The sequence below is a fragment of the Streptomyces sp. NPDC037290 genome (assembly GCF_055603245.1).
This window is the reverse complement of sequence record NZ_JBVJVZ010000002.1, coordinates 956,176-978,153: the sequence shown is the minus strand read 5'-3', so window position 1 is coordinate 978,153 and position 21,978 is coordinate 956,176. Positions and strand designations below refer to the sequence as shown.

Genomic DNA, 21,978 nt, shown 5'->3' with positions numbered 1-21,978 from the left:
TCCTCGTGCTGCACGCTTCTTGTGAGGCGGCCGGGCCCCAACTACCTTCGATGGGGCGCACGTTGGACATCGGATGTCCTGATGTCCTGATGTCCGGCCGACGAAGGGCAGGTCCCCCCGTGCCGTCAGGTCTTCGCGCCCGTCTCGGATCCGCGCTCGCCGCCGCCGTCACCACGGCGGCGGCCCTCACGGCGTTCCTCCCCGGCACCACCGCACACGCCCAACCGGCAACCACTGCCCCCGGGTTCGAGCAGCAGGTCCTCTTCAAGGCGTCCCAGGACCCCGGGTACGCCTGCTTCCGCATCCCGGCGATCGTGCGGACGACCGACGGCACGCTGCTGGCGTTCGCCGAGGGCCGGGTCCTCAACTGCGGGGACGCCGCCGACATCGACATCGTGCTCAAGCGCTCCACGGACGGCGGCCGCACCTGGGGCCCGCTGCAGGTGGTCAGCGAGGGCAACGGCGACACGCACGGCAATCCGGCACCGGTCGTGGACCGCGAAACCGGCCGGATCTGGCTCGCGCAGATGTACAACACGGGCCGTACCGACAGCGCCAGTTGCTCGATCCCCTGCGACCGCACACCGCATCTGCAGTACAGCGACGACGACGGCCGAAGCTGGTCCGTGCCGCGCGACCTGAGCCCGGAGATCCTGCCCGCCGACTGGAACTCCTGGTACGCGACCGGGCCGGTGCACGGCATCCAGCTCACCCGGGGCCGTTACGCCGGCCGGCTGGTCTTCGGGGTCAACACCGAGACCTGGGACGGCAGCCGGGTCACCGCCAACCACGCGGCGCTGATCGTGAGCGACGACCATGGCGGCCACTGGCGGATCGGCGCCACGGACACCTGGCCCATCGCCGACGACGGCACCTTCCGTCAGAAACCGTCGGAACTCGCCCTCGCAGAGCGCGGCGACGGCTCGGTCCTGGTCAGCGGCCGGGAACAGGACGGCACCGACCTCGGGCACCGCACCCAGGCCGTCAGCCGCGACGGCGGCAGCAGCTTCACCGCGCCCTTCCGCGACCTGCCCGACCTGTACGCCCCACAGGTCCAGGGTTCCCTGCTGCGCCTGGACGACCGGCTGCTGCTCGCCTGCCCCGGCGACCCCGACCGGCGGCGGACGATGACGATCCGCTCCTCCTACGACGGTGGCCGCACCTGGGACAGCGTGGACCGCGGCACGGTCGTCACCACCGACTGGTCCGGCTACTCCGACCTGGTCCGCGCCGACGCGGACACGGTGGGCCTGATCTACGAGGGCGGCGCGGTGGACGCGCGCGACGAGATCCGCTTCGCCCGCTTCACCGAGGACTGGCTCGCCCCGCGTCGCGGCCCCGACCCGGTCACCGCGGACTGGGCACCGCACGCCCGTCCGGCCGCGGTGCTCGGCGGCGCCGAGGAGACGGACGGGGTCTTCGGCGGGGCGCTGGAGTTCGACGGCACCGACGACGCCGTACGACTGCCGTACCGCAGCGAGCTGCCGCTGGGCAGCAAGGACTTCACGGCGTCCTTGTGGTTCCGGTACACGGCCACGACCGGCGAGCAGCCACTGCTGTGGATGGGCGGGGCCGGCACCACCCAGCCGCAGGTGTGGGTGCGCGGCGAGCCGGCGAACCACCGGATCCAGGGGCTGATCACGGTGCGGGACGGGGCGATCGCGCCGCAGACCGTCTTCGTTCGCACGGATACCGCATACAACGACGGCCAGTGGCATCACCTCGCGCTGCGGAGGGGTGGCGGACGGCTGTCGTTGTCCGTCGACGGCATACAGTCCTCCGTCGCCGACGTACCGGGGTCGGTCAGCCGTAACTCCCCCTTCGGCGTGCACATCGGTCAGCGTATGGACAGCCGGGCCTTCTTCACCGGCGCGATCGACGAGGTGCACGTCTGGGACCGGGCGCTCACCGACGAGGAGCTGTCGGACCCGAAGGCGCTCAGGTCACCGAAGGACACGGTGCTGTGGCTGCCCCTGGACCGCGTGCGCGGCTGACGCACCGGGAGCGTCCGGGGCCTCCTCCGGGTCCCGGGCGCGCCGCTTGGCGATGACCGCGCACACCATCAGCTGCATCTGGTGGAACAGCATCAGCGGCAGCACGGCGAGGGAGGCCTGCGCGCCGAACAGGACGCTCGCCATGGGCAGCCCGGAGGCCAGGGACTTCTTGGAGCCGGCGAACTGGATGGCGATCCGGTCCTCCCGGCCGAAGCCGAGCGCCCGGGCGCCGTACCAGGTCAGCAGGAGCATCACGGAGAGCAGCACGCCCTCTACGGCGAGCAGTGCCCCGAGCCGTTCCGGGCTGACCTGGTGCCAGATGCCCCGGACCATGCCCTCGCTGAAGGCGGTGTAGACGACCAGCAGAATGGAGCCGCGGTCGACCAGGCCGAGGACCTTCTTGTGCCGGGCGACGAAGCCGCCGATCCACCGCCGCAGGAGCTGTCCGGCGAGGAACGGCACCAGCAGCTGGAGCACGATCTTGATCAGCGAGTCGGGGGAGAACCCGCCCCCGCTGTTGCCGAGCAGTCCGGCCGCCAGGAGCGGCGTGACGACTATGCCGATGAGCGACGAGAAGGAGCCGGCGCAGATCGCCGCCGGTACGTTTCCGCGGGCGATCGAGGTGAACGCGATGGACGACTGGATCGTGGACGGCACCAGCGTCAGGAACAGCAGGCCCTGGTAGAGCGGGTGGGTCAGCAGCACCGGCACCAGAGCGCGCGCGGCCAGCCCGAGCACCGGGAAGAGGACGAACGTGCAGGCCAGAACGGTGATGTGAAGCCGCCAGTGGCGCAGCCCGTCCAGCGCCTCCCGGGTGGAGAGCCGGGCGCCGTAGAGGAAGAAGAGCAAGGCGATCGCGGCCGTCGACGCGCCCGAGGCGACGTGGGCGGCGGCGCCCCGGGCCGGCAGGAGCGCGGCGAGGCCCACGGTCCCGAGCAGCAGGACGATGTACGGGTCGATCGGCAGCCAACTCGGCCGGCGCAGGGCTTTCACGGTGCTCCGATTGCTGTACGGGATTCCCTGGACGGGGACTTTCCGGGGCCCGTGGGGCCCCTTCCATCGTCCTCCCTCCACCGCCGATCGGGAATCCCGCACACCACTCTGACTGTCATCACGAATCTTGATGACCGCGCTAGCCTTGGGGTGTGTACGACCCCACCCAGCTGCGCACCTTCCTCGCCGTGGCCCAGACGCTCAGCTTCACGCAGGCCGCGCGCCGGCTGGGGCTGCGCCAGTCCACGGTCAGCCAGCACGTGCGCCGGCTGGAGGACGCGGCCGGGCGGCAGCTGTTCACCCGGGACACCCATGCGGTGGAGCTGACCGAGGACGGCGAGGCGATGCTGGGCTTCGCCCGGCGGCTCCTGCAGGTGCACGAGCAGGCGACGGCGTTCTTCACCGGCACTCGCGTGCGCGGCCGGCTGCGGTTCGGGGCGTCGGAGGACTTCGTCCTCACCCGGCTGCCGGAGATCCTGGAGGGCTTCCGCTACGACCACCCGGAGGTCGACCTGGAGCTGACGGTGGAGCTGTCCGGCACGCTGCACGAGCAGCTGGCCGCCGGGAAGCTCGACCTGGTGCTGGCCAAGCGGCGCCCGGAGGATCCCCGGGGCGAGCTGGTCTGGCGCGACGATCTGGTGTGGATCGGCGCCGAGCGGCTGCGTCTGGACGCCGACCGGCCCGTCCCGCTGATCGTGTATCCCCCGCCCGGCATCACCCGGGCCCGGGCGCTGGAGGCGCTGGAGCGCGAGGGCCGCCACTGGCGGATCGTCTGCACCAGCGGCAGCCTCAACGGGCTGATCGCGGCGGCCCGCGCGGGGCTCGGTGTGATGGCCCACTCCCGGCGTCTGATTCCGCCCGGCCTTTTCCCGCTGCCGGAGCGTTCCGGGCTGCCCGGGCTGGGCAAGGTCGACTTCGTCCTCGTCCACGGCCGCCGGCGCGGCGCCGCCGAGGGGGCAGCGGACGCGCTGGCGGCGGCGATCCTCGCGGGCGGGGAACGGCTGCGGCGCCGAGGCGGCTGAGCCACCAACGCCGCCACGTCCCCGGCGGGGGACCGGGTACGGCGGCTGCCGAGCCGGGCCGGACAGCGCCCGGTATGCGACGATCGGGGCGGTGTGCGGCGTAATCGCCGCGTACAGATTCGGTGGAGATTACGGCACCGAAACTTACTGACCCGTCAGTATTGTGTCCGGCCCTTCCCCATGTGCGGGCATTTTCCGGTTACCGGCGAGCCGAAACGTGAGGTTTGCTCGGTTTCCGACCCCCTCCCGCCCGGTGACGGCGTGGGGTAGCTTTCACCGCGCTGTGCCGCGCATCACGGGCATGACCAAGCAGCGAGGATCGGGGAGCGAGGTTTGCGCGAGTTCACCAACCCGCCGCTCACGTCGGCACCGCCGGTGGGCGGTCTGGCCGACGCGGTCTTCGAGCATGCCCGGACGGACCCCACGCACATCGCCCTCGGCCGCAAGGACGCCGCCGGGCAGTGGCGGGACGTGACCTCCGCCGAGTTCCGCGACGAGGTCCTGGCCCTCGCCAAGGGGCTGCTCGCGCGCGGCATCCGCTTCGGCGACCGCGTCGCGATCATGTCCCGCACCCGCTACGAGTGGACCCTGTTCGACTTCGCGCTGTGGTCGGTCGGCGCCCAGGTGGTTCCGGTCTATCCCACCTCCTCGGCCGAGCAGTGCTTCTGGATGCTCTACGACGCCGAGGTGTCCGCGGCGATCGTGGAGCACGAGGACCACGCGATGACCATCGCCACCGTCATCGACCGCCTCCCGCAGCTGCGCCAGCTGTGGCAGCTCGACTCGGGCTGTGTGCAGGAGCTGTACGACGCCGGAGCGCACCTCGACGACGAGCTGGTGCACCGGCACCGGCAGGCGGTCACCCCGGAGTCGGTCGCCACCATCATCTACACCTCGGGTACCACCGGCCGCCCCAAGGGCTGTGTCCTCTCGCACGCCAACTTCATGTACGAGGCGGACACGATGATCCAGCGGTGGCAGCCGGTGTTCCACACCAAGAAGGACGACGAGGCCTCCACCCTGCTGTTCCTGCCGCTCGCGCATGTCTTCGGGCGGATGGTGGAGGTCGCCGCGATCCGCGGCCGGGTCCGCTTCGGGCACCAGCCGCAGCTGCACGCCGCCGCCCTGCTGCCCGACCTTCAGGCCTTCAGACCCACCTTCATCCTCGCGGTGCCGTACATCTTCGAGAAGGTGTTCAACGCGGCCCGCCGGAAGGCGGAGAAGGAAGGCAGATCCGGGCCGTTCGAGAAGGCGGTCGACATCGCGGTGAAGTACGCGGAGGCCGTGGAGGCGAAGGCGTGGGGCATCGGACCCGGTCCGTCGGCGGGGCTGCGCATGCAGCACCAGTTCTTCGACAAGGTCGTGTACTCCAAGGTCCGCGCGGCGATGGGCGGTCGTATACGGAATGCGATGTCCGGTGGTTCGGGGATGGACCGCCGACTGGGCCTGTTCTTTGCGGGCGCCGGTGTGCAGATCTACGAGGGCTACGGCCTGACCGAGTCGACGGCCGCGGCGACCGCCAACCCGCCCGAGCGCACCCGCTACGGCACCGTCGGCCAGGCCATCCCCGGCGTGACCGTGCACATCGCCGACGACGGGGAGATCTGGCTGCACGGCGGAAACGTCTTCCAGGGCTATCTCAACAACCCCAAGGCCACCGACGAGACCCTGCACGAGGGCTGGCTCGCCACCGGCGACCTCGGCTCGCTCGACGAGGACGGCTATCTGACCATCACCGGCCGCAAGAAGGAGATCCTGGTGACCTCCGGCGGCAAGAGCGTCTCCCCCGGCGTGCTGGAGGAGCGGGTCCGCGAGCATCCGCTGGTCAACCAGTGCATCGTCGTCGGCAACGACCGGCCCTACATCGCCGCCCTGGTCACCCTCGACCAGGAGGCCGTGGAGCACTGGCTGCAGATGCGCGGAAAGCCGCGGATGACCCCGGCCGAGCTGGTGCGCGACCCGGACCTGGAGACGGAGGTGCGGCGGGCGGTGGTCGCCGCCAACACCCTCGTCTCCCAGGCCGAGTCGATCCGTACCTTCCGCATCCTCGCACAGCCGTTCACCGAGGAGCACGGCCTGCTCACCCCGTCGCTGAAGCTGAAGCGCAAGGCGATCGAGAAGGCTTACGACATCGAGGTCGAGGCCCTCTACCGAACCTGACAGGCCAGATGCGCCGTCAACTGATCGTCACCTTGAAGACCTTGTCCGACCCGTCGGCGGCACCCCCGTTGTTGTCGCAGTTGGTGGTGGACAGCCACAGCTGGTCGGCGCCGGGGACCTTGGTGACGGTCCGCAGCCGGCCGTAGGTGCCGACGTAGTACGCGGTCGGGGTCCCCACGCTCTCGAAGTCGCCGTTGATCGGGATGCGCCACAGGCGTTCGCCGCGCAGGGAGGCCATGTAGACGACGTTGCGGACGATGGCGATGCCGCTCGGCGAGGCCTCGGAGACGTTCCAGGTGGCCTTGGGGTTGGTCATGCCGGCCACGTTGCAGCTGCCCTCGCAGGTGGGCCAGCCGTAGTTGGCGCCCGGCTTGATGAGGTTGAGTTCGTCCTTGGAGCTGTTGCCGAACTCCGCCTCCCACAAGCGGCCGTTGCGGTCGAAGGCGAGGCCCTGCGGGTTGCGGTGGCCCAGGGAGTAGACGTAGTTGCCGAACGGGTTTCCGGGGGCCGGTTTCCCGTCGGTGGTCATGCGCAGGATCTTGCCGTTGAGGGAGTTCTTGTCCTGGGCGAGGTCGGGCTGCTGGGCCTCGCCGGTGGAGACGTACAGGTAGCCGTCGGGGCCGAAGGCGAGGCGGCCGCCGTTGTGGTAGCGGTTCTTCTTGATGCCCTGCAGCAGGACCTTGTAGGCGCTGAGCGTCGTGCCGTCGTAGGTCATGCGGACGACCCGGTTGCCCTCGGCGGCGGTGTGCATGAAGTAGACGTAGTGGTCGGTCTCCCACCTGGGGTCGACGGCGACGCCGAGCAGACCGCCCTCACCGTTGGTGGTGACGGCGTTGGGGACGGTGCCCACCTGCGTCTTCGTACCGCTCTTGGTCAGCTTCCAGACCCGGAAGTCGTCCCGCTCGGTGACGAGCGCCGACTGGCCGTCGGGCATCCAGCTGGTGCCCCAGGGGATCGTCCAGCCGGTCGAGAGGGTGGCGATGGAGGACGGGACCCCGCCGTCGGTGGCACAGGCCTTGGTGGTGAAGGAGACGGTGTTGCTCGGCGGGGAGACGTTGCCTGCGGCGTCGCGTGCGACGACGTTCAGGCTGTAGGGGCTGTTGCAGGCGAGCCCGGTGAGTGTGGTGGAGGTGCCGCTGGTGACGGTTTTGTAGACGGTGGTGTCGCTGCGGACGTCGTAGGCCGTGACGGCACGGTCGTCGGTGGAGGTGCCCCAGGTGAGGTCGACGGTGTTCGATGTGATGTCGGCGGTATGCAATGTACCGGGGGCGGTCGGCGGGGTGGTGTCGGAGCTGGGCTTGGTGGTGCAGTCGACGACCGGGCTGGCGGGCGAGGTGTTGCCGGCCGCGTCGCGGGCGATGACCGTGAGGTCGTAGGTGGTGTTCGGGGCGAGCCCGGTCAGCGTCCTCGAGGTCGCGCCGCCCGGCGCCTCGCCGATCTTGTTGCCGTGTTCGTAGAGGTCGTACGCCGCGACGCCCACGTCGTCGGTCGAAGCGCCCCAGGAAAGGGTCAGGCGGTCCTCGCCGATGTCCGAGCAGGAGGGCTGCCCGGGGCGGGTCGGGGCCTGGGTGTCGCTCGGCGTGCCGAGGCTCATGCGGTCGAGGTTGGGGCCGCCGTTCGCCGTGGTGGCCGTCGCCCGGATCTTGTTGCTGCCCGCCTTCAGGGTGACGTCGACGGACTTGGCCGCCCAGGTGTTCCAGTCCGTCGTGGCCGGGAAGGAGACGGCGGGCGCGACGACGGTGCCGTTGACGGAGAGGTCCATCGGCCGGTCGGCTGGGGTGCCGTTGGCGTACCGCAGGGTCAGGGACGCGGGGCCGGCGGCGGCCGCGCTGACCGTGAACTCCACGTAGGAACCCTTGACGTTGGTGTAGTCGACGAAACCGGTTCCTGTGAAGCCGGTGTGGTTGCCGGCGACTGTGCCCTGGGAGATCAGGGCGTCCTCGGCCTGGTAGTCGGTGGCCGCGGAGGCCGTGCCCTGGCTCAGACCGAACAGGGGCAGTGCGAGGGCCGCGGCGAGGCCGTACGGCAGAACTCTCTTGAGACGCATGGGTGTTTCCCCTTGTTTCCCCTCAGCCCGTGTACTGGGTGAAGACCTTGAGGTAGTCGTAGGGCTGCTGCGGCACGCCGCTGCAGGCGTCGCCGTCGGTGCCGGCGCCGCAGGGGCGGTCGCGGTTGGCGGACCAGTAGGTGAGGCGCGCGATGTGGTGCTGCCGGGCGTAGGAGAGCATCGTCGTGAAGTCGGCGACACGGACCCGTTCACCGGAGTCGTCGGTCCTGCCGTTCATGGAGGACAGGCCGATGTGGGCGCAGGCGGTGGCGGCGCTGTAGCCGTAGGCCGCCTGGACCCGGGCCTTGAGGCCCTCCATGGCCCGGGTGGCGAGGGTGCCCATGTTCGTGGTGCCGCCGCCGAAGTCGAACGGCATGACGCACCAGACGTCGTTGGCCAGACCGGAGGCGGCAGCCCGCTTGATCATGTCGGCGCCGGTCGCGTCGGGGCCGGACGTGGTGGTGCCGAAGGTGATGACCGTCTTCAGGCCGGGGTTGTTCGCCTTCACTGTCTTCAGGGCGTCGACGACGCGCTGGCGGACGGTGGCGTTCGACCATTCGGTGTTCTCGATGTCGATGTCGATCGCGCGGAGACGGTATGCGGTGATCACCTTTTGGTATGCAGTCGCCAGCTTGGCCGCGCTGGAACACTTCTCCCCCAGCTTGGCGCCGCTCCAGCCGCCGACGGAGACGATCACATCGCCGCCCGCGGATCGTATACGGTCGACCGTCGACTGGTCACTGACACCGGTCAGCGGCCGGGTGCCGTCCCACTTGGGGTTGCAGGTGCCGTCGGACAGGACGAAGGCGAGGGTGAACCACGTGACGCCGGTCGCCGACATCACCTTGGCCGGGTCCGGTGGATCGCCCCAGCCCAGGTACTCGTACGGGGCGACGGCCATGCCGGGTGACGCCGCGAGCGCCGTGGCGGAGGCGGTGGGCCTGACCCGGACGAGCCGGCTCTCGCCGGGGCGGAGGGTCGCGCTGTAGGAGCCGGCGACCGTGCCCTGGTGGGAGCCGGACCACAGGTCGGTGACGTCACCGGAGCCGGTGAAGCCGACCTGGGACCAGTTCACGGTGACCGTGGCGCTGCCGGAGGTTCCGGTGTTGAACAGGGCCACCACGTGGTCGCCGTTGCTCTCGCGCTTGCTCCAGACCTGCTTGACCCCGCTGTTCACGATCCGTTTCGCCGCGGCCCCGTCCTGGTCCACGCCGATCAGCCGGTCGTTGGTGAGCATCGCCGTGTCGACCGGGTCGAGGTGGGTCAGGTCGGTGCCCAGCAGCAGCGGTGCCGCCGCCATCGACCACAGCGTGAACTGGGAGCGGCGCTGGTCGGCGGTGAGTCCCGCCTGGTCGCCGTTGCCGATCTCCAGGGAGTCCAGGTCGTTCCAGCCGCCGGGCCCGGCGTACGGCTGCCAGGCGGCGGCCGAGTCGAAGCGGGTGGAGACATGGGACCAGTTCGTGAGCGGGTAACCGCTTCCATTGGGGCCGGGCCCGCAGTAGCACTCGACGTCGCCCTGGGTGCGCCAGCTGTTGGCGAGCGCGCGCCAGGTGGTGGCGTGGTCGAGGGGGAGGTTGTTGGACAGGGCGAAGGTGATGGGCCGCCCGGTGGCACGCAGGGCCTTGTCCCAGGCCTGGACGTCGGGGATGTCCCGGCTGCCCACGCCGTCGATCTTGAGGTAGTCGACTCCCCATGAAGCGAACTGCGAGGCCCACGAGTTGACGAACTCCTGGGCGCCCGGCCGGGAGTAGTCGATGGCGTACATGTTCTTGCAGTTGTAGTTCTTCTCCGTCTTCGAGGTGTCGGCGATGTCCTTCGCGTGGTACGGCGTGCCCTCGATCGGGGTGTTCTTCAGGACGGCGTTCTTCGCGATGCCGGGGGTGACGTAGAAGCCGAACTTCAGGCCCTTGGCGTGGACGTGGTCGGCGAGGGCCTTGATGCCGTCGGGGAACTTGGTTCTGTCCACGGCCCAGCGGCCGTGGGAGTCGACCGTGAAACCGTTTGCATCGCATTTCTGCCAGAAGTCGTCGAGGTTGACCTGGACGAAGCCGTGGTCCTTCAGGCCGCTCGACGCCAGCGCGTCGGCCTGGGCCTCGATCTTCGCCTCGGTGGGCTGGCGGCGTACGAAACTCCAGCTGCTCCAGCCCATGGCGGGCCGCAGGGACTGGCCGTTGTCGGAGGCGGCCGCGGGGTGGGCGGCGCCGGCGAGGGGCACGGCGGCGACGACGAGCAGCCCGGCCGCCGCTGTCGTGAGGGTTCTGAGCCGGGTCATGGGCGTCGTCCCTTCGGGGCGGGTGTGGCGTAGGAGGTGCCGATCCAGGTCTCGTCGATCCGCAGCAGCTGGTAGCGGGTGGTGTCGGTGGAGGCGGCCCAGGTGGTGTCGACCTCGAGGCGGACATAGCGGGCCGTGCTGCCGGGCAGGTCGATGCCCTGGATGCCGCGGGCGCTGGGGAGCTGACCGGTCTTGACCGGGCTGCCCCAGTTCTTGCCGTCGTCGCTGAGGTAGACCTTGTAGGCCTTGATCCGCGCGGACTGTTCGGTGGCGGAGCGGGCGTAGGCGACGGAGTCCTCGCGCTGGTTCAGCCCGATGTACTGCGCCTTCCGCGCCGTGCCGAGGTCGAAGGTGAGGCTGACCGGGAGCGTCTTGCCGTTGTCCCAGTAGGTGAGGTGGTCGCCGTCGCCGGCTGCGGAGCCCGGGTGGCTGCTCGCGGACGCGTCGGCGGTGACCTTGACACCGGTCGCGATGCCCTGGCGGCCGGCGGTGACCACCTTGAAGACGGTGTCGTACGGGTCCCAGCCGCCGAGGCCGGTGAGGGTGAGCACGCCGCCGGACTGCGACCAGGAAACCGGCGCGCCGGTGCGGAGGTTGGTCACGGAGGCGATGCGGTAACCGTTGTCGCGGATGCGCAGGGTGCCGGTGCTCGGCGGGGTCAGGACGTGGAGGTACTGCCGGTTCGGGTCGTCCTTGGCGATGGTGGTGACGCCGTGCGCGCCGTCGTTCCAGAAGCCGGGCTTGAGGCCGCCGTACATGTAGCCGCCGCCCTCGGTGCCGTGCAGAGACTCCCAGATCTTGTCGAGGTAGGAGTTCGCGAAGGTGTTGAAGTTAGCCTGGTTCGCCGGGAACTTCCCGTTGGCCTGGGCGGTCTCCGCCATGAGGGCCTTCACCGAGGAACCGGCGTTGGTGATCAGCCGGCCGAGCGTGAGCATCTTGTCGACGGTCGGGTTGGAGCCGTCGTACCACCAGGCGCCGGTCGACGGCAGTTTGAAGTCGGCCTCGGTCAGGCGGGGTTGGGCGGTGTAGATCGCCTGCGGGTAGTCGTAGGCGGGCGTCATTCCCGTCTTCTGCTCATTGCTGATCATGTCCATGATCGGCGTATCTTCGTTGTTGTTGCTGAGCGTGTAGTCCGGACGCTTCTGATAGATCTGCGCGTAGAGGTTGTGGCTCTCCCAGTACGCGTTGTCGTTGTCGATCCAGAAGCCGCCGAGGTCGGGGTAGCGGTCCATGACCTCGAAGAAGTTGTCGTACGAGAACTGCCCGAAGCCGTCACGCGTGGTCAGGTCGACGTTCTTGCCCTTGTAGGCGGAGTACGCGGCCGAGTCGAGCCACTCGTGGCCGCCCTCGTCGTGCCACTGGGGGTCGTCGGTCATGTAGAGGATGACCTTCATGCCCTTGGCCTTCGCGGCGTTGATCAGCTCACCGAGGAAGTCCCGCTTGGTGGAGCAGGAGCCGGGGATCTTCGACGGCCACGGGCGGGCGTAGCCGAGCCGGCTGTGGAAGGTCGCCAGCACGATGTACTGCGTGTGCAGTTTGCGCGCCTCGTTCACCCAGTAGTCCGGCGTCCAGCCGCCGCTGGTGACGTCCTTCTCCCAGGCGGTGCAGCTGGTGTGGGCGGGGGCGGTGCGCAGGCCCCAGTGCAGGAACAGGCCGCCGACGGAGGCGCGGAGGAAGGCCTGGCGGGGGTTCTCGACGTCGCGCGGGCGGACCGGGGCGGCGCAGTTCTGGCTGGATCCGGTGGCCGAGACGCGGAGGGCGCCGCCGTGGGTGGTGTGGCTGTCACTGACGCAGTAACCGGTGACGGACCGGAAACCGAGGTCGTGAGGCGAGTTGCCGCCCTTCTGCGCTGTGAACCGGGTCAACCGGATTCCGCTCGCCGCGTGGGCGATGAGGGCGGGACGGCCGTCGTCCGCCGCGAACTTCACGGAGCTGTCGGTGAAGGTGACACCGTCGGCATCGTGCAGATACCAGCCGTACGCCGGCCGGGTCCCGATGCTCTTCGGGTTGTAGTCCCTGGGGTCGTTGCTCGGCACCCCGGTGGACATGGTGCCGTTGCCCCCGGGGACGGTGATGTCGACGTGGTTGAAGGTGATGTCGCTGATGCGGTGGCCGTCCTCGCCCCACAGGGTCGGACTGAAGGACGGGCTGTTGCCGGTGGCCGTGACGTTGTCGTAGGTGACGTCGCTGATCGAGCCGACGCCCGGACTGTTTCCACACCGTTTACGAGTGCCGATCTTCTCCATGATCGGCGAGTGCACGTTCGTCATGGTGATGTCGCGGTAGTGGACGTCGGAGATCTTCGCACCGTCCATGGAGACCATGCCGAGTCCGGACTTGTCGGCACCCTCGATACGGATGTTCTCGAACTGGTAGTCGGAGAAGTCGCCGCAGGTCTCGGAGCCGAACATCAGGGCGTTGCAGCAGCGCGCCGACAGCACCGAACCGCTCACGCGCACATGGCCGTTGGGGAGCTTGGCGCCGAGGGCGTAGTCGCTCTTGAAGACCAGGGCGTCGTCGTTGGCGGCGATGTGCGCGTTGGTGATCGTGACGCCGGTGGTGGAGATGACGTTCCAGCCGTCGCGGTCGCTCGCGGTGTCGATGGTCAGGTGGTCGGAGACGACGTTGGTGCAGCCGTTGACCAGGGCGGCGAAGTGGCCGCCGCGGCGCAGGGTGAGACCGTCGCCGAGGCGCAGTCCGTCGCAACGGGTCAGCGAGAGGATCTTGTCGGCCTGCCCGGACTTCGGGTTGCCCGTGATCAGGTTGCCGGCGCCGTCGATGACCCCGCCGCCGGTGAAACCGATGTCGGTCAGCCGGTCGCCGTAGATCATCGCGTTGTGGAAGTGGCTGTGCCCGTAGTCCTGGTACTTGTCGTTCGGGTTGGACTCGGGCGGGTCGTAGGTGCCGGCGGAGGAGCCCTGGAGGGTGGCGCCCTTGTCGAGCTGGAGCGTCACATGGCTCTTCATGTGGATGGTGTTCCTGGACTTGTAGGTGCCGGCCGGGAAGCGGACGGTGCCGCCGCCCGCCGCGTTGGCGGCGGTGATGGCCTTGTCGACGGCGGGGGTGTCGTTGGCCGAGCCGTCGCCCTTGGCGCCGTAGTCGCGCACGTCGTAAACGGTTTCCGGGCGGGGCGTGGCGGGGTGCGGGGCCGCGAGGGCGGCGGGGTGGGTGAGGCCGAGGACGACGGCGAGGACGCACAGCACGATCGCCGCCGCCCGTCTCGGGTCGGCGATGGCGGGTTTCACGAGGACCGCTCCTCTAGGCGAGTTGGTAGCCGCGGAGGTTGGTGAGCAGCAGGTAGGTGTCCTGCAGGGATCCGGAGGTGTCGCCGAGGGAGCGGTAGACGCCCCACTTGGGGCGCACCCGGTCGGCGAGGAAGGTGTCGACACCGGACCTGGACCTGTCGACGACGGTGGTGGAACCGCTCCTGAGGATCCAGCGGACGGAACCGGCCGAACCGTTGCCGATCTCGATCTGGAAGTCGACGTCGGTCCACTTGTCGTGCAGCGGGCCGAGGTTCGTGCGGCCGACGAGGATGTCGTCGACGGCGAGCCGCAGTTCGATGGTCTGCACGCCGTTCACGCGCCGCAGCGACTGCACGACGATCGGCGGGGTGCCGGTGCCGGGCTGCTTCATCTGCATGACGTGGGTGAAGGTGGTGGTCGCCTTGAGCGTGCCCGGGATGTACATCGCGTACGTGAGCCGCCAGGTCTGGCCCTCGGTCCACTTCAGATAGCTGTCGGCGCCGGTGCGCAGCCCGGTGACCTCCTGGCGCTGGCGGTCGGTGGAGGTGTCGCGGTCGACCGTGTGGATGTTGAAGCGCCAGTTGTCGCCGGTGGTGAAGATGTGCGGATGCCCGGCCGGGTGGGAGTGCGCGCGGTCGTCCTCGACGGTCTCGAAGGCGCCGAGCCCGTCGGTGCGTGCCGACGGCGACCACTTCAGCTGCCAGGGGGCGGCGTGGGCCTCGGTGACCGGCAGGCCGGTCACGGCTGCTGCGGCGCCGCCGAGCGCGGCACCGAGCACCCCCCTTCTAGACGTGCTCATGACACCAAATCACCTCGCAGTTGCTCGTTCATGATCAGGAAGGCTCCGAGTCCGTGGAAGTCGTTGGTGGCCCGGGTGCGGCCGGCGTAGTACGCGTAGTCGCCGACGTTGGTGCCGACGGAGATGTCGGCGAGGTTCGTACGGCCGTCCGCTCCGACCGACAGCCGGGCCAGCACGCCCTGGTGGCCGCGCCGGGCGACGGCGTTGAAGTGCGGGTCCAGATAACCCTGTTGGACGCCTCGGGACAGGGCGTAGGCGAACATGCTGGAGCAGGAGGTCTCCGTCCAGTCGTCCGGGCGGGAGCCCTTGTCGATCACCTGGAACCAGCGTCCCGACGCAGGGTCCTGGTACTTCTCCAGCGCGGACGCCAGCGTTCGGAAGATGCCGAGCAGTTGGGGTCGGCGCGCCTGGTTGGCGGGGATCGCGTCGAGGACGTTCACGAGCGCCATGGAGTACCAGCCGACGGCACGGCACCAGTGCTCCGGCGCGAGACCGGTGGCCGGGTCGGCCCAGGTGGCCGACCTCGACTCGTCGTAGGCGTGCCGCAACAGGCCGTTGACGACCTGCAGGTGGCTGCCGTAGACGGACAGCTGCTGGGCGGCCTCGTCGTTCGTGTACGCGCTGTCGGCGAACTCCTTTCCGTACTCGACCAGGAACGGGTTCACCATGTAGGCGCCGTCCGCCCACAGCTGGTGGGCCCGGCTGCTGGTGTCGGCGTGCCAGAAGCCGCCGTCGGAGGTGCGCGGATAGCTGTTCAGGCGGTCGCGGATCTTCTGCGCGGCCTTGCGGTAGCGGTCCTGTCCGGTCTCGTGGTGCAGGATCACCAGCAGCCGGCCCGCCTGCATGCTGTCGAGGCTGTTGAAGGACTGGTCGATCGTGCCGTCGCTGTGCACGAACCGGTCGACGTAGGCCTTGATGTACGACAGAAGGCGCGGCTCGTGGGTGCGCCGGTAGACGAGGTACTGGCCGTAGAGATAGAGGCCCACCGGGTACGACCAGCCGCCGATCGTCGCCGGTGTGTAGCGCGCCATGGTGGAGTCGACGACGGCCGTGGACCAGTCACGGGCGGTGGGAACCCGGGCGGCAGGGAGTGCGAGGGCGGCGCTCGCGGGGGGCACGGCGGCGGGCAGCGCGGCCAGGGTGGCGGTGGCGAGCGCGGCGGCGGTCAGCGCCGCCCGCAGGCGTACGCGTCGGCTTCGGCGTCTCATGCTCCTCCTTCTCGATGGGCGTACGCGGGCCGGTCTGCGGCCCGGGCGGCGCCGCGCACCACCGTCTCGACGAGGTGGTGGTCCGGGGCGTGCCGGCAGGCGGGGTCGGTGCGGGCGGCGTCGCCGGTCAGGGCGTACGCCTGGCAGCGGCAGCCGCCGTGATCGACGGCGCGCAGGGCGCAGCCGCGGCACGGCTCGGGCATCCAGGCCTCGCCCCGGAAGGCGTTGAAGGCTTTCGACTCCCGCCAGATCCATGCCAGTGGGCGGCTCTTCACGTTCGGCGGGTCCAAGCCGGGGAGGGTTCCTGCGGCCGGGCAGGGCAGCACCGTGCCGTCGGGTGCGACGGTGAGCGAGACACCGCCCCAGCCGCCCATGCAGGGTTTCGCGGTGGCGTCCAGCAGATCGGGGGCCACCCACACCAACTCCGGTTTTCCGCCGAGCCGTTCACGCCACCACGCCACTTTGGTGCGAGCCCGCTCGACCTGGGCGGGCGTGGGCAGCAGAACGGCGCGGTTGCGGGCGGCCCAGCCGTGGTACTGGGTGTTCGCCAGCTCGATCCGGTCGGCGCCCCAGCCGAGCGCGAGCCGGATCAGGTCGTCGAGACCGTCCAGGCTGGCGCGGTGCAGGACGGCATTCAGTCCCAGGGGCAGCCCCGCCCCGCGGACGAGCCGCGCGGCGCGCTCCTTCGCCGCGAACGACCGTGCGCCCGCGATGCGTTCCGCGGTGGCGGGGTCCGCGTGCTGCACCGACAGCTGCACACTGCGCAGCCCGGCACCGGCCAGCTCGGCCAGCCTCCGCTCGGCGAGCCCCACTCCGCTCGTGACGAGCTGGGTGTACAGGCCCGCGCCGTCGGCGGCGGCCACCAGGTCGGGCAGGTCGCGCCGCAGCAGCGGTTCGCCTCCGGACAGATGGGTGTGGACGACACCGAGAGCGGCCGCCTGCCGGAAGACCTCCGACCACTGCGCTGTGGTCAACTCCTCCTGACGGTCTACCAGTTCGACGGGATTGGAGCAGTATCCGCAGCGCAGCGGGCAGGCGTGGGTGAGTTCGGCGAGCAGGGCCCAGGGGGGTGCGGCCGTCATCTCAGCCAGCCCTCCTTCCGTAACCGGGCCAGAAATTCAGGGACTTCGACGGCAATGGGGGCGGCGGGGGCGGTGGCGGAATGACGTACGGCCAGTTCGGCGACGACGGCGTCCACGTCCCGGACGCCGTCGCACAGCCGGAGCACCGCGCCCGCGCTGCCGTCGAGCACCACCACCCGCTCCGGCAGCAGCAACAGGTCGGCGCCCCGGACCCGGTCGTGCCGCAGCACCACACCTCGGGCGAGTGCGGGGCGCCATGCGGCGGCGTGGGGCGGGACCGGTGTCATGGGTCGCTCCGGTCCACCGCGTCCAGCAGGGCCCACAGCACTTCGCACTTGAACTCCAGTGCCGCTACCGCCCGTTGCTGCTCCTCGCGGGTGCGGGACCGGTCGAGGACCAGGGCGAGGGCCTGCTCGGCGTCCCGGGCGCCCTGGGTGACGCGGGTGCGGAAGTAGGCGAGGCCGGCCGGGTCGATCCACGGGTAGTGCCGTTCGAAGGCGGTGACGCGGGTACGCATCAGGGCCGGGGCGGACAGCTCGGTCAGGGAGGCCGCGACGGCGTCCAGCACCGGGCGCCGCCGGCAGAAGGTGACGTACGCCTCCACCGCGAACCGCACGCCGGGCGGCACCCGGGAGGCGTCCCACAGCTCCTCGCGGGCGAGGCCGGCCGCCTCACCGAGCCGCAGCCAGCGCTCGATACCGCCCCCTGTGCCGTCGGTACCGTCCTGGTCGTGGATGCGGCGCAGCCAAGCGCGGCGCTCCTCGGGCCGGTCGAGCCCCGCGATGATCAGCGCGTCCTTCACGGGGATGTGCCGCTGGTAGTGGAAGCGGGCGGCGATCCAGCGGCGCAGCTCGGCGGGGGTGAGCTCGCCGCGGTGCATGCGCCGGTTGAAGGGGTGGCGGTCGTGGTAGCGCGTCGTGGTGACCGCGCGCAGCCGCTCGGTGAACTCGGCGGCCGGCCAGGCGTTCCGGCCGTCGAGCACCGGTGGTGCCGCGGTCATGCGGCCGGGGGCGGCTCGGGCGGACGACGGTCGGCGAGCGCGTAGGCGGTCACCTCGAGCGCGGTCTCCACGATGTGATAGCCAGGACTTTGCCAGACGTTTTCATCCGATGTCTCGGGGTCAGAGTGGTGCGTCAGGGCAGACGGCGAAGGGCTCTCGCTCATGGGTGGGTACTCGCTTTCCCGAGGGTGGGGAGTCTCAGAAGGGAGCTGAAGGGGAGGCAGTGGCCATGGTCAGGGCCGGTTCACATGTATGCACCGGGTTCAGCGATACGTCCGGTGGCGCGATACAGAGTTGCGGCGCGGCGCGCTGCGGTCAATGGTCCGGACCGAAAACGTCGGATGCATTTCCGGCCAATCTCCGCTGCGGGCACTGACTGACGGGTCAGTTGCGGCGGAGTGCGCGGCCAGGAATGCATTGCGGCGCGTGATCGTTGACGATGGGAGTACCACCTGTCCACAACCGAAGGATCGAGAGCTCGTGAGCAGCAAGGTCCCCCCGATCATCCTCAACAACGGCGTCGAGATGCCCCAGCTGGGCTACGGCGTCTGGCAGGTGCCGGACGACGAGGCCGAGCAGGCCGTCGCCACGGCGCTGGAGGCCGGGTACCGCAGCATCGACACAGCGGCGATCTACGGCAACGAAGAGGGCACCGGCAAGGCCATCGCCGCCTCCGGCCTGCCCCGCGCGGACGTCTTCGTCACCACCAAGCTCTGGAACAGCGACCACGGGTACGACAGCACGCTGCGCGCCTTCGACGCGTCGCTGCAGAAGCTGGGCCTCGACTACGTCGACCTGTACCTGATCCACTGGCCGCTGCCGTCCCGCGGCGCCTCCACCGAGACGTACAAGGCGTTCGAGAAGCTGCTCGGCGACGGCCGGGTCCGCGCCATCGGCGTCTCGAACTTCCTCCCCGAGCACGTCCAGCGGCTGCTCTCCGAGACCTCGGTCGTCCCTGCGGTCAACCAGATCGAACTGCACCCGCATCTGCAGCAGCACGCCGCCCGCGCGCTCCACGCCGAGCAGGGCATCGCGACCGAGGCCTGGTCGCCGCTCGGCCAGGGCAAGGGCCTGCTGGAGGTGCCGGCGATCGTGGCCATCGCGCAGAAGCACGGCCGTACGCCGGCGCAGGTCGTACTGCGCTGGCACATCCAGCTCGGCAACATCGTGATCCCGAAGTCCGTGACGCCGTCCCGGATCAAGGAGAACATCGAGGTCTTCGACTTCAGCCTGGACGACGAGGACCTGGCGGCGATCAGCGCACTCAACGAGGACCGGCGCCTGGGCCCCGACCCCGCCACGTTCGACATGGCCTGACACTCCCGGCGCCCAGCCCACGCCCGCGGCCGTCCGCCCGCACAGCGGAGCGCACGGCCGTCCGCGGTTGCGGGGCCGGCACCTGCGGGCGCTCGGGCCTGGGCACCCGAGCGGTCCCATGGCCACCCGCCGTGCCGCCCGGCGGCGCCTGCCCGGACCCGTGCCCTCCGGCTCGCGGCCCCACGACCCGGCCACCCCGCAACGCGAACCCAGGCCGCCCCCGCACAGCCCGCCTCAGACCCCGCCGCCGGCACAGACGAGTGACACCCACCGGCACCCATCAGCAGCCCGACCCGGCCGGCACCCCCTGCTCGGCCGCGCGCCCGCCCAGCAGCCCGCGCGGCGGTGGGCCCGCCGCTCAGTCGGCCCGTACGTCCGCGTGCAGGATCTCGAACTCCTCCAGGGCGACCACGGTGACGTGGGCCTTGGCGGTGTTCTCGCGGCGGATCGCGGCATGGGCGGCCCGGGTCGCGGCGAGTGCGGTGCGGTCGGTGACGAGGATGGCGGACATGCCACGGCCCCGCTCGCGGTCCAGGAAGAGGTCCGCCCCGGCGAATCCGGGCAGGACCTCCAGCCGGGGCAGCACACCGGCGTGGAAGGTGTCGGCGGCGAGGTCCGCGTCCGCCGGTTCGAAGTCGAGCCGGGCGACCCGCAGCCCGCCGCCGGAAAGGGTCCGTTGCACGGCGTGGTGGACGGCGGCCTCGTAGTTCTCGACGGCGACCGTCCCGGCGAAGGGCTGCAGCAGTTCCGGCCGCCGCGCGCTCATCACCTCGTCGCTGACGCGGCGCGCGTCCGCGGACTCCCACCAGCTGACCGTGAGCAGTTTGCCGAGGTCACGGTCGACGAAGACACCCGCTCCCCGGTATCCGGGGCGCTCCTCCAGCAGGTCGTGGCCCCGGGTGTTCAGGGCCCGGACGGCCGTGCCCAGCTGTGCCGGATCGCCGGTCGCGTACACCGTGCGTACGAACATGCGCCTCGCCTCCCGGAGCCGTGACCGCGTCTGCCGACAACCGCAGACATCTCCGTAATGGCCCTTTCCTCCAGTCTTGCCACCCTCGTAAATCACCGCAATACGCGCAGGTTTCACCAGTTCGCGGCGCCCGGCTTGACGAGGACATGCACACAGGGCCACCGTGGACGGCACCTGGTAAGGAAACTTTCCTAACAGAAGGGCCCCCACTGTGCGCCTTCGAACCCTGACCCTTGCCGCGACCTCCGCGGCCGCGCTGCTCACCGCCGGAGTGCTTCCCGCACACGCGTCCGCCGGCCCAGCGGCACGTTCCGCCCCGCACTCCGCCCAGGAGGGGTCGGTCAGTGCGGCCGACCTGCTGGCCAAGGTGACGTCCTGTTCGCAGATATCGAACGGCAAGTACAAGACGGACGACGAGACATCGGCCACGGTCCCCGTGTGCGGCAAGAACGGCGCGGTGTTCTGGAAGGCCGACATGGACATCGACTGCGACGGCCAGCGCACCAGCAACTGCAACGAGGACCGCGACCCCTGGTACCAGGACGACACCGCCTTCCACCAGTCCGACGGCAAGCCGCTGAAGGCCGAGTCACTGCCGTACGTCGTGGTACCGAGCTCCAGCAGCATCTGGAACTACTCGAGCGCCGGCATCAAGGGCGGCGGCGTGGTCGCGGTCATCTACAACAACAAGGTGGAGTACGCCGTCGTCGGCGACACCGGCCCCACGAAGATCATCGGCGAGGCGTCGTACGCCACCGCCAAGGCGCTCGGCATCGACCCCGATCCGGCCACCGGCGGGGCCGACTCCGGCGTGACCTACATCCTGTTCAAGAACTCCAAGGTCTCCCCCATCGAGAGCCACAGCGCCACGGTCTCCCTCGGGGACCAGCTGGCCAAGCAGTTCCTCGCGAACAACTGAGCTGCCTCGTATGCCAGTTGGGCTGTCCCAGCGGCGGTACGGCCACGCTCAGACCGGCCGTACCGCCCGGTACACCGTGTGGGCCGCCAGCACGAACACGTCGGGGCGCCGGTGGGCGCCGCCGGGATCGGCGGGGTCGAGGAGACGGTCGAGGGTGGCGAGGTCGTCGGCGTCCAGGACGTCGGCGTGCACCTCCCGGGCCCGGGCCAGCGCGGCGACGACGAAGGCGCGGGCCCGGTCCGGGACCGGGGCGGGCACGTCGAGGAGGAAGCTGCGGGTGCCCGTGTGCTTCAGGCCCGCCGCGGTCAGCAGGGCCGGCCAGTCCTCGGTCCCGGCGACCGCGCCGGGCAGCTCGGCCCGCATCCGGGCGAAGCGGTCCTCCTGCGCCACATCGATACGGGCCTGCAGTCCGGGACGGCCGAAGCCGATGTCGCGGGGCAGGAAGCGGGCGGGCAGACCGCCCTCCAGGATGGCCAGCGTGCCGCCGGGAGCGAGCCGGGCGGCGAACGCGGCGAGCGCGGCCTCCTGGTCGCCGAGGTGGTGCAGGCTGCGGCTGGCCCACAGCAGGTCCGCCGGGTAGTCCAACTCCGCCAGGACTTGCGGAAGTTCACCGACGAGGGTGTCGAACCGGTCGGCGACGCCCTGGCGGGCGGCGCGGGCGCGGGCGCGCTCCAGGAGAGGTGCGGAGCTGTCGGCGGCGACCACCCGCGCGCCCGGGAACGTCTCCGCGATCAGGCAGGCGATCACCCCGGGACCGCTGCCCGCATCCACGACCAGACCGGGTTCGGTCACCTCCTTGGCCAGCCAGGCCAGGGCGCGCGCGTACGCCGGGCCGAACACCTCGGCCTCCGCCTCCAGCTGGGCCGCCATGGCGCCCCAGTCGACGTCGCCGCCATGACCGGGGGCATGGCTGTGAGGGGTGTGGTGGTCGTGTGCCATGGTGGTCAGCC

17 protein-coding genes are annotated in these 21,978 nt (G+C 70.4%); 5 read left to right on the top strand and 12 right to left on the bottom strand.

What is annotated here, in order from left to right:
- The first annotated feature begins 119 nt into the window (after positions 1 to 119).
- A complete protein-coding gene (locus ACZ7HQ_RS10170) occupies positions 120 to 1,994 on the top strand; it encodes an exo-alpha-sialidase (protein WP_470986966.1) in 1,875 nt (624 codons plus the stop codon).
- On the opposite strand, the gene ACZ7HQ_RS10165 is transcribed toward ACZ7HQ_RS10170, so the two are convergent.
- On the bottom strand, positions 1,944 to 2,987 hold the full coding sequence (locus tag ACZ7HQ_RS10165; RefSeq protein WP_470986965.1) for a bile acid:sodium symporter family protein: 1,044 nt from the start codon (positions 2,985 to 2,987) through the stop codon (positions 1,944 to 1,946). The genes ACZ7HQ_RS10170 and ACZ7HQ_RS10165 overlap by 51 nt on opposite strands.
- 152 nt (positions 2,988 to 3,139) lie before the next feature.
- On the opposite strand from ACZ7HQ_RS10165, the gene ACZ7HQ_RS10160 reads away from it, so the two are divergent.
- Positions 3,140 to 4,009, top strand: a complete 870-nt coding sequence (locus tag ACZ7HQ_RS10160) for a LysR substrate-binding domain-containing protein (RefSeq protein ID WP_470986963.1) — start codon at positions 3,140 to 3,142, stop codon at positions 4,007 to 4,009.
- Between the two features lie 333 nt (positions 4,010 to 4,342).
- Positions 4,343 to 6,169 (top strand): AMP-dependent synthetase/ligase, encoded by a 1,827-nt coding sequence (locus ACZ7HQ_RS10155; RefSeq protein WP_470986962.1) that lies wholly within the window; start codon positions 4,343 to 4,345, stop codon positions 6,167 to 6,169.
- A gap of 16 nt (positions 6,170 to 6,185) precedes the next feature.
- Here the strand turns inward: ACZ7HQ_RS10155 and ACZ7HQ_RS10150 are convergent, their stop codons facing one another.
- Genes ACZ7HQ_RS10150 through pqqA form a run of 9 tightly spaced genes read right to left on the bottom strand, consistent with a single transcriptional unit; the run spans position 6,186 to position 17,986 of the window.
- Positions 6,186 to 8,216 carry a PQQ-dependent sugar dehydrogenase gene (locus tag ACZ7HQ_RS10150; RefSeq protein ID WP_470986961.1) on the bottom strand — a complete coding sequence of 677 codons (2,031 nt, stop codon included), beginning with the start codon at positions 8,214 to 8,216 and terminating at the stop codon, positions 6,186 to 6,188.
- Positions 8,217 to 8,238: 22 nt separating this feature from the next.
- Positions 8,239 to 10,488 (bottom strand): alpha-galactosidase, encoded by a 2,250-nt coding sequence (locus ACZ7HQ_RS10145; protein WP_470986959.1) that lies wholly within the window; start codon positions 10,486 to 10,488, stop codon positions 8,239 to 8,241.
- Positions 10,485 to 13,733: a glycosyl hydrolase family 28 protein gene (locus ACZ7HQ_RS10140; RefSeq protein ID WP_470986958.1), complete on the bottom strand. Its 3,249-nt coding sequence runs from the start codon at positions 13,731 to 13,733 to the stop codon at positions 10,485 to 10,487. Before ACZ7HQ_RS10140 ends, ACZ7HQ_RS10145 begins: the two co-directional genes overlap by 4 nt.
- 13 nt (positions 13,734 to 13,746) lie before the next feature.
- A complete protein-coding gene (locus tag ACZ7HQ_RS10135; protein ID WP_470986956.1) occupies positions 13,747 to 14,532 on the bottom strand; it encodes a Tat pathway signal sequence domain protein in 786 nt (261 codons plus the stop codon).
- On the bottom strand, positions 14,529 to 15,740 hold the full coding sequence (locus tag ACZ7HQ_RS10130; protein ID WP_470986955.1) for a glycoside hydrolase family 88/105 protein: 1,212 nt from the start codon (positions 15,738 to 15,740) through the stop codon (positions 14,529 to 14,531). The genes ACZ7HQ_RS10135 and ACZ7HQ_RS10130 overlap by 4 nt, the downstream gene beginning before the upstream one ends.
- Complete coding sequence (gene pqqE / locus ACZ7HQ_RS10125) at positions 15,737 to 16,822, bottom strand: pyrroloquinoline quinone biosynthesis protein PqqE (RefSeq protein ID WP_470986954.1); 1,086 nt, start codon at positions 16,820 to 16,822, stop codon at positions 15,737 to 15,739. Before pqqE ends, ACZ7HQ_RS10130 begins: the two co-directional genes overlap by 4 nt.
- Complete coding sequence (pqqD, locus tag ACZ7HQ_RS10120) at positions 16,819 to 17,109, bottom strand: pyrroloquinoline quinone biosynthesis peptide chaperone PqqD (protein WP_470986953.1); 291 nt, start codon at positions 17,107 to 17,109, stop codon at positions 16,819 to 16,821. The genes pqqE and pqqD overlap by 4 nt, the downstream gene beginning before the upstream one ends.
- On the bottom strand, positions 17,106 to 17,822 hold the full coding sequence (gene pqqC, locus ACZ7HQ_RS10115; RefSeq protein ID WP_470986952.1) for a pyrroloquinoline-quinone synthase PqqC: 717 nt from the start codon (positions 17,820 to 17,822) through the stop codon (positions 17,106 to 17,108). The genes pqqD and pqqC overlap by 4 nt, the downstream gene beginning before the upstream one ends.
- Positions 17,819 to 17,986, bottom strand: coding sequence for a pyrroloquinoline quinone precursor peptide PqqA (pqqA, locus tag ACZ7HQ_RS10110; protein ID WP_470986950.1), 168 nt, complete (start codon positions 17,984 to 17,986; stop codon positions 17,819 to 17,821). Before pqqA ends, pqqC begins: the two co-directional genes overlap by 4 nt.
- Before the next feature lie 316 nt (positions 17,987 to 18,302).
- Here pqqA and ACZ7HQ_RS10105 point away from each other — a divergent pair, with 316 nt between their 5' ends.
- Positions 18,303 to 19,139 (top strand): aldo/keto reductase, encoded by an 837-nt coding sequence (locus ACZ7HQ_RS10105; protein WP_470986949.1) that lies wholly within the window; start codon positions 18,303 to 18,305, stop codon positions 19,137 to 19,139.
- A gap of 358 nt (positions 19,140 to 19,497) precedes the next feature.
- On the opposite strand, the gene ACZ7HQ_RS10100 is transcribed toward ACZ7HQ_RS10105, so the two are convergent.
- Positions 19,498 to 20,109 (bottom strand): hypothetical protein, encoded by a 612-nt coding sequence (locus tag ACZ7HQ_RS10100; protein WP_470986948.1) that lies wholly within the window; start codon positions 20,107 to 20,109, stop codon positions 19,498 to 19,500.
- A 211-nt stretch (positions 20,110 to 20,320) separates the two neighbouring features.
- On the opposite strand from ACZ7HQ_RS10100, the gene ACZ7HQ_RS10095 reads away from it, so the two are divergent.
- Positions 20,321 to 21,028: a glycoside hydrolase family 75 protein gene (locus ACZ7HQ_RS10095; RefSeq protein ID WP_470986947.1), complete on the top strand. Its 708-nt coding sequence runs from the start codon at positions 20,321 to 20,323 to the stop codon at positions 21,026 to 21,028.
- Positions 21,029 to 21,076: 48 nt separating this feature from the next.
- Here the strand turns inward: ACZ7HQ_RS10095 and ACZ7HQ_RS10090 are convergent, their stop codons facing one another.
- Positions 21,077 to 21,967 carry a methyltransferase domain-containing protein gene (locus tag ACZ7HQ_RS10090; protein WP_470986945.1) on the bottom strand — a complete coding sequence of 297 codons (891 nt, stop codon included), beginning with the start codon at positions 21,965 to 21,967 and terminating at the stop codon, positions 21,077 to 21,079.
- Positions 21,968 to 21,978: the final 11 nt, after the last annotated feature.

Excerpts from the sequence above, each read along its gene's own strand:
- pqqA (WP_470986950.1), bottom strand. The coding sequence starts at position 17,986 with ATGAGCGAGAGCCCTTCGCCGTCTGCCCTGACGCACCACTCTGACCCC.
- ACZ7HQ_RS10090 (WP_470986945.1), bottom strand. The coding sequence starts at position 21,967 with ATGGCACACGACCACCACACCCCTCACAGCCATGCCCCCGGTCATGGC.
- pqqE (WP_470986954.1), bottom strand. The coding sequence starts at position 16,822 with ATGACGGCCGCACCCCCCTGGGCCCTGCTCGCCGAACTCACCCACGCC.
- ACZ7HQ_RS10130 (WP_470986955.1), bottom strand. The coding sequence starts at position 15,740 with ATGAGACGCCGAAGCCGACGCGTACGCCTGCGGGCGGCGCTGACCGCC.
- ACZ7HQ_RS10145 (WP_470986959.1), bottom strand. The coding sequence starts at position 10,488 with ATGACCCGGCTCAGAACCCTCACGACAGCGGCGGCCGGGCTGCTCGTC.
- pqqD (WP_470986953.1), bottom strand. The coding sequence starts at position 17,109 with ATGACACCGGTCCCGCCCCACGCCGCCGCATGGCGCCCCGCACTCGCC.
- ACZ7HQ_RS10135 (WP_470986956.1), bottom strand. The coding sequence starts at position 14,532 with ATGAGCACGTCTAGAAGGGGGGTGCTCGGTGCCGCGCTCGGCGGCGCC.
- pqqC (WP_470986952.1), bottom strand. The coding sequence starts at position 17,822 with ATGACCGCGGCACCACCGGTGCTCGACGGCCGGAACGCCTGGCCGGCC.
- ACZ7HQ_RS10150 (WP_470986961.1), bottom strand. The coding sequence starts at position 8,216 with ATGCGTCTCAAGAGAGTTCTGCCGTACGGCCTCGCCGCGGCCCTCGCA.
- ACZ7HQ_RS10100 (WP_470986948.1), bottom strand. The coding sequence starts at position 20,109 with ATGTTCGTACGCACGGTGTACGCGACCGGCGATCCGGCACAGCTGGGC.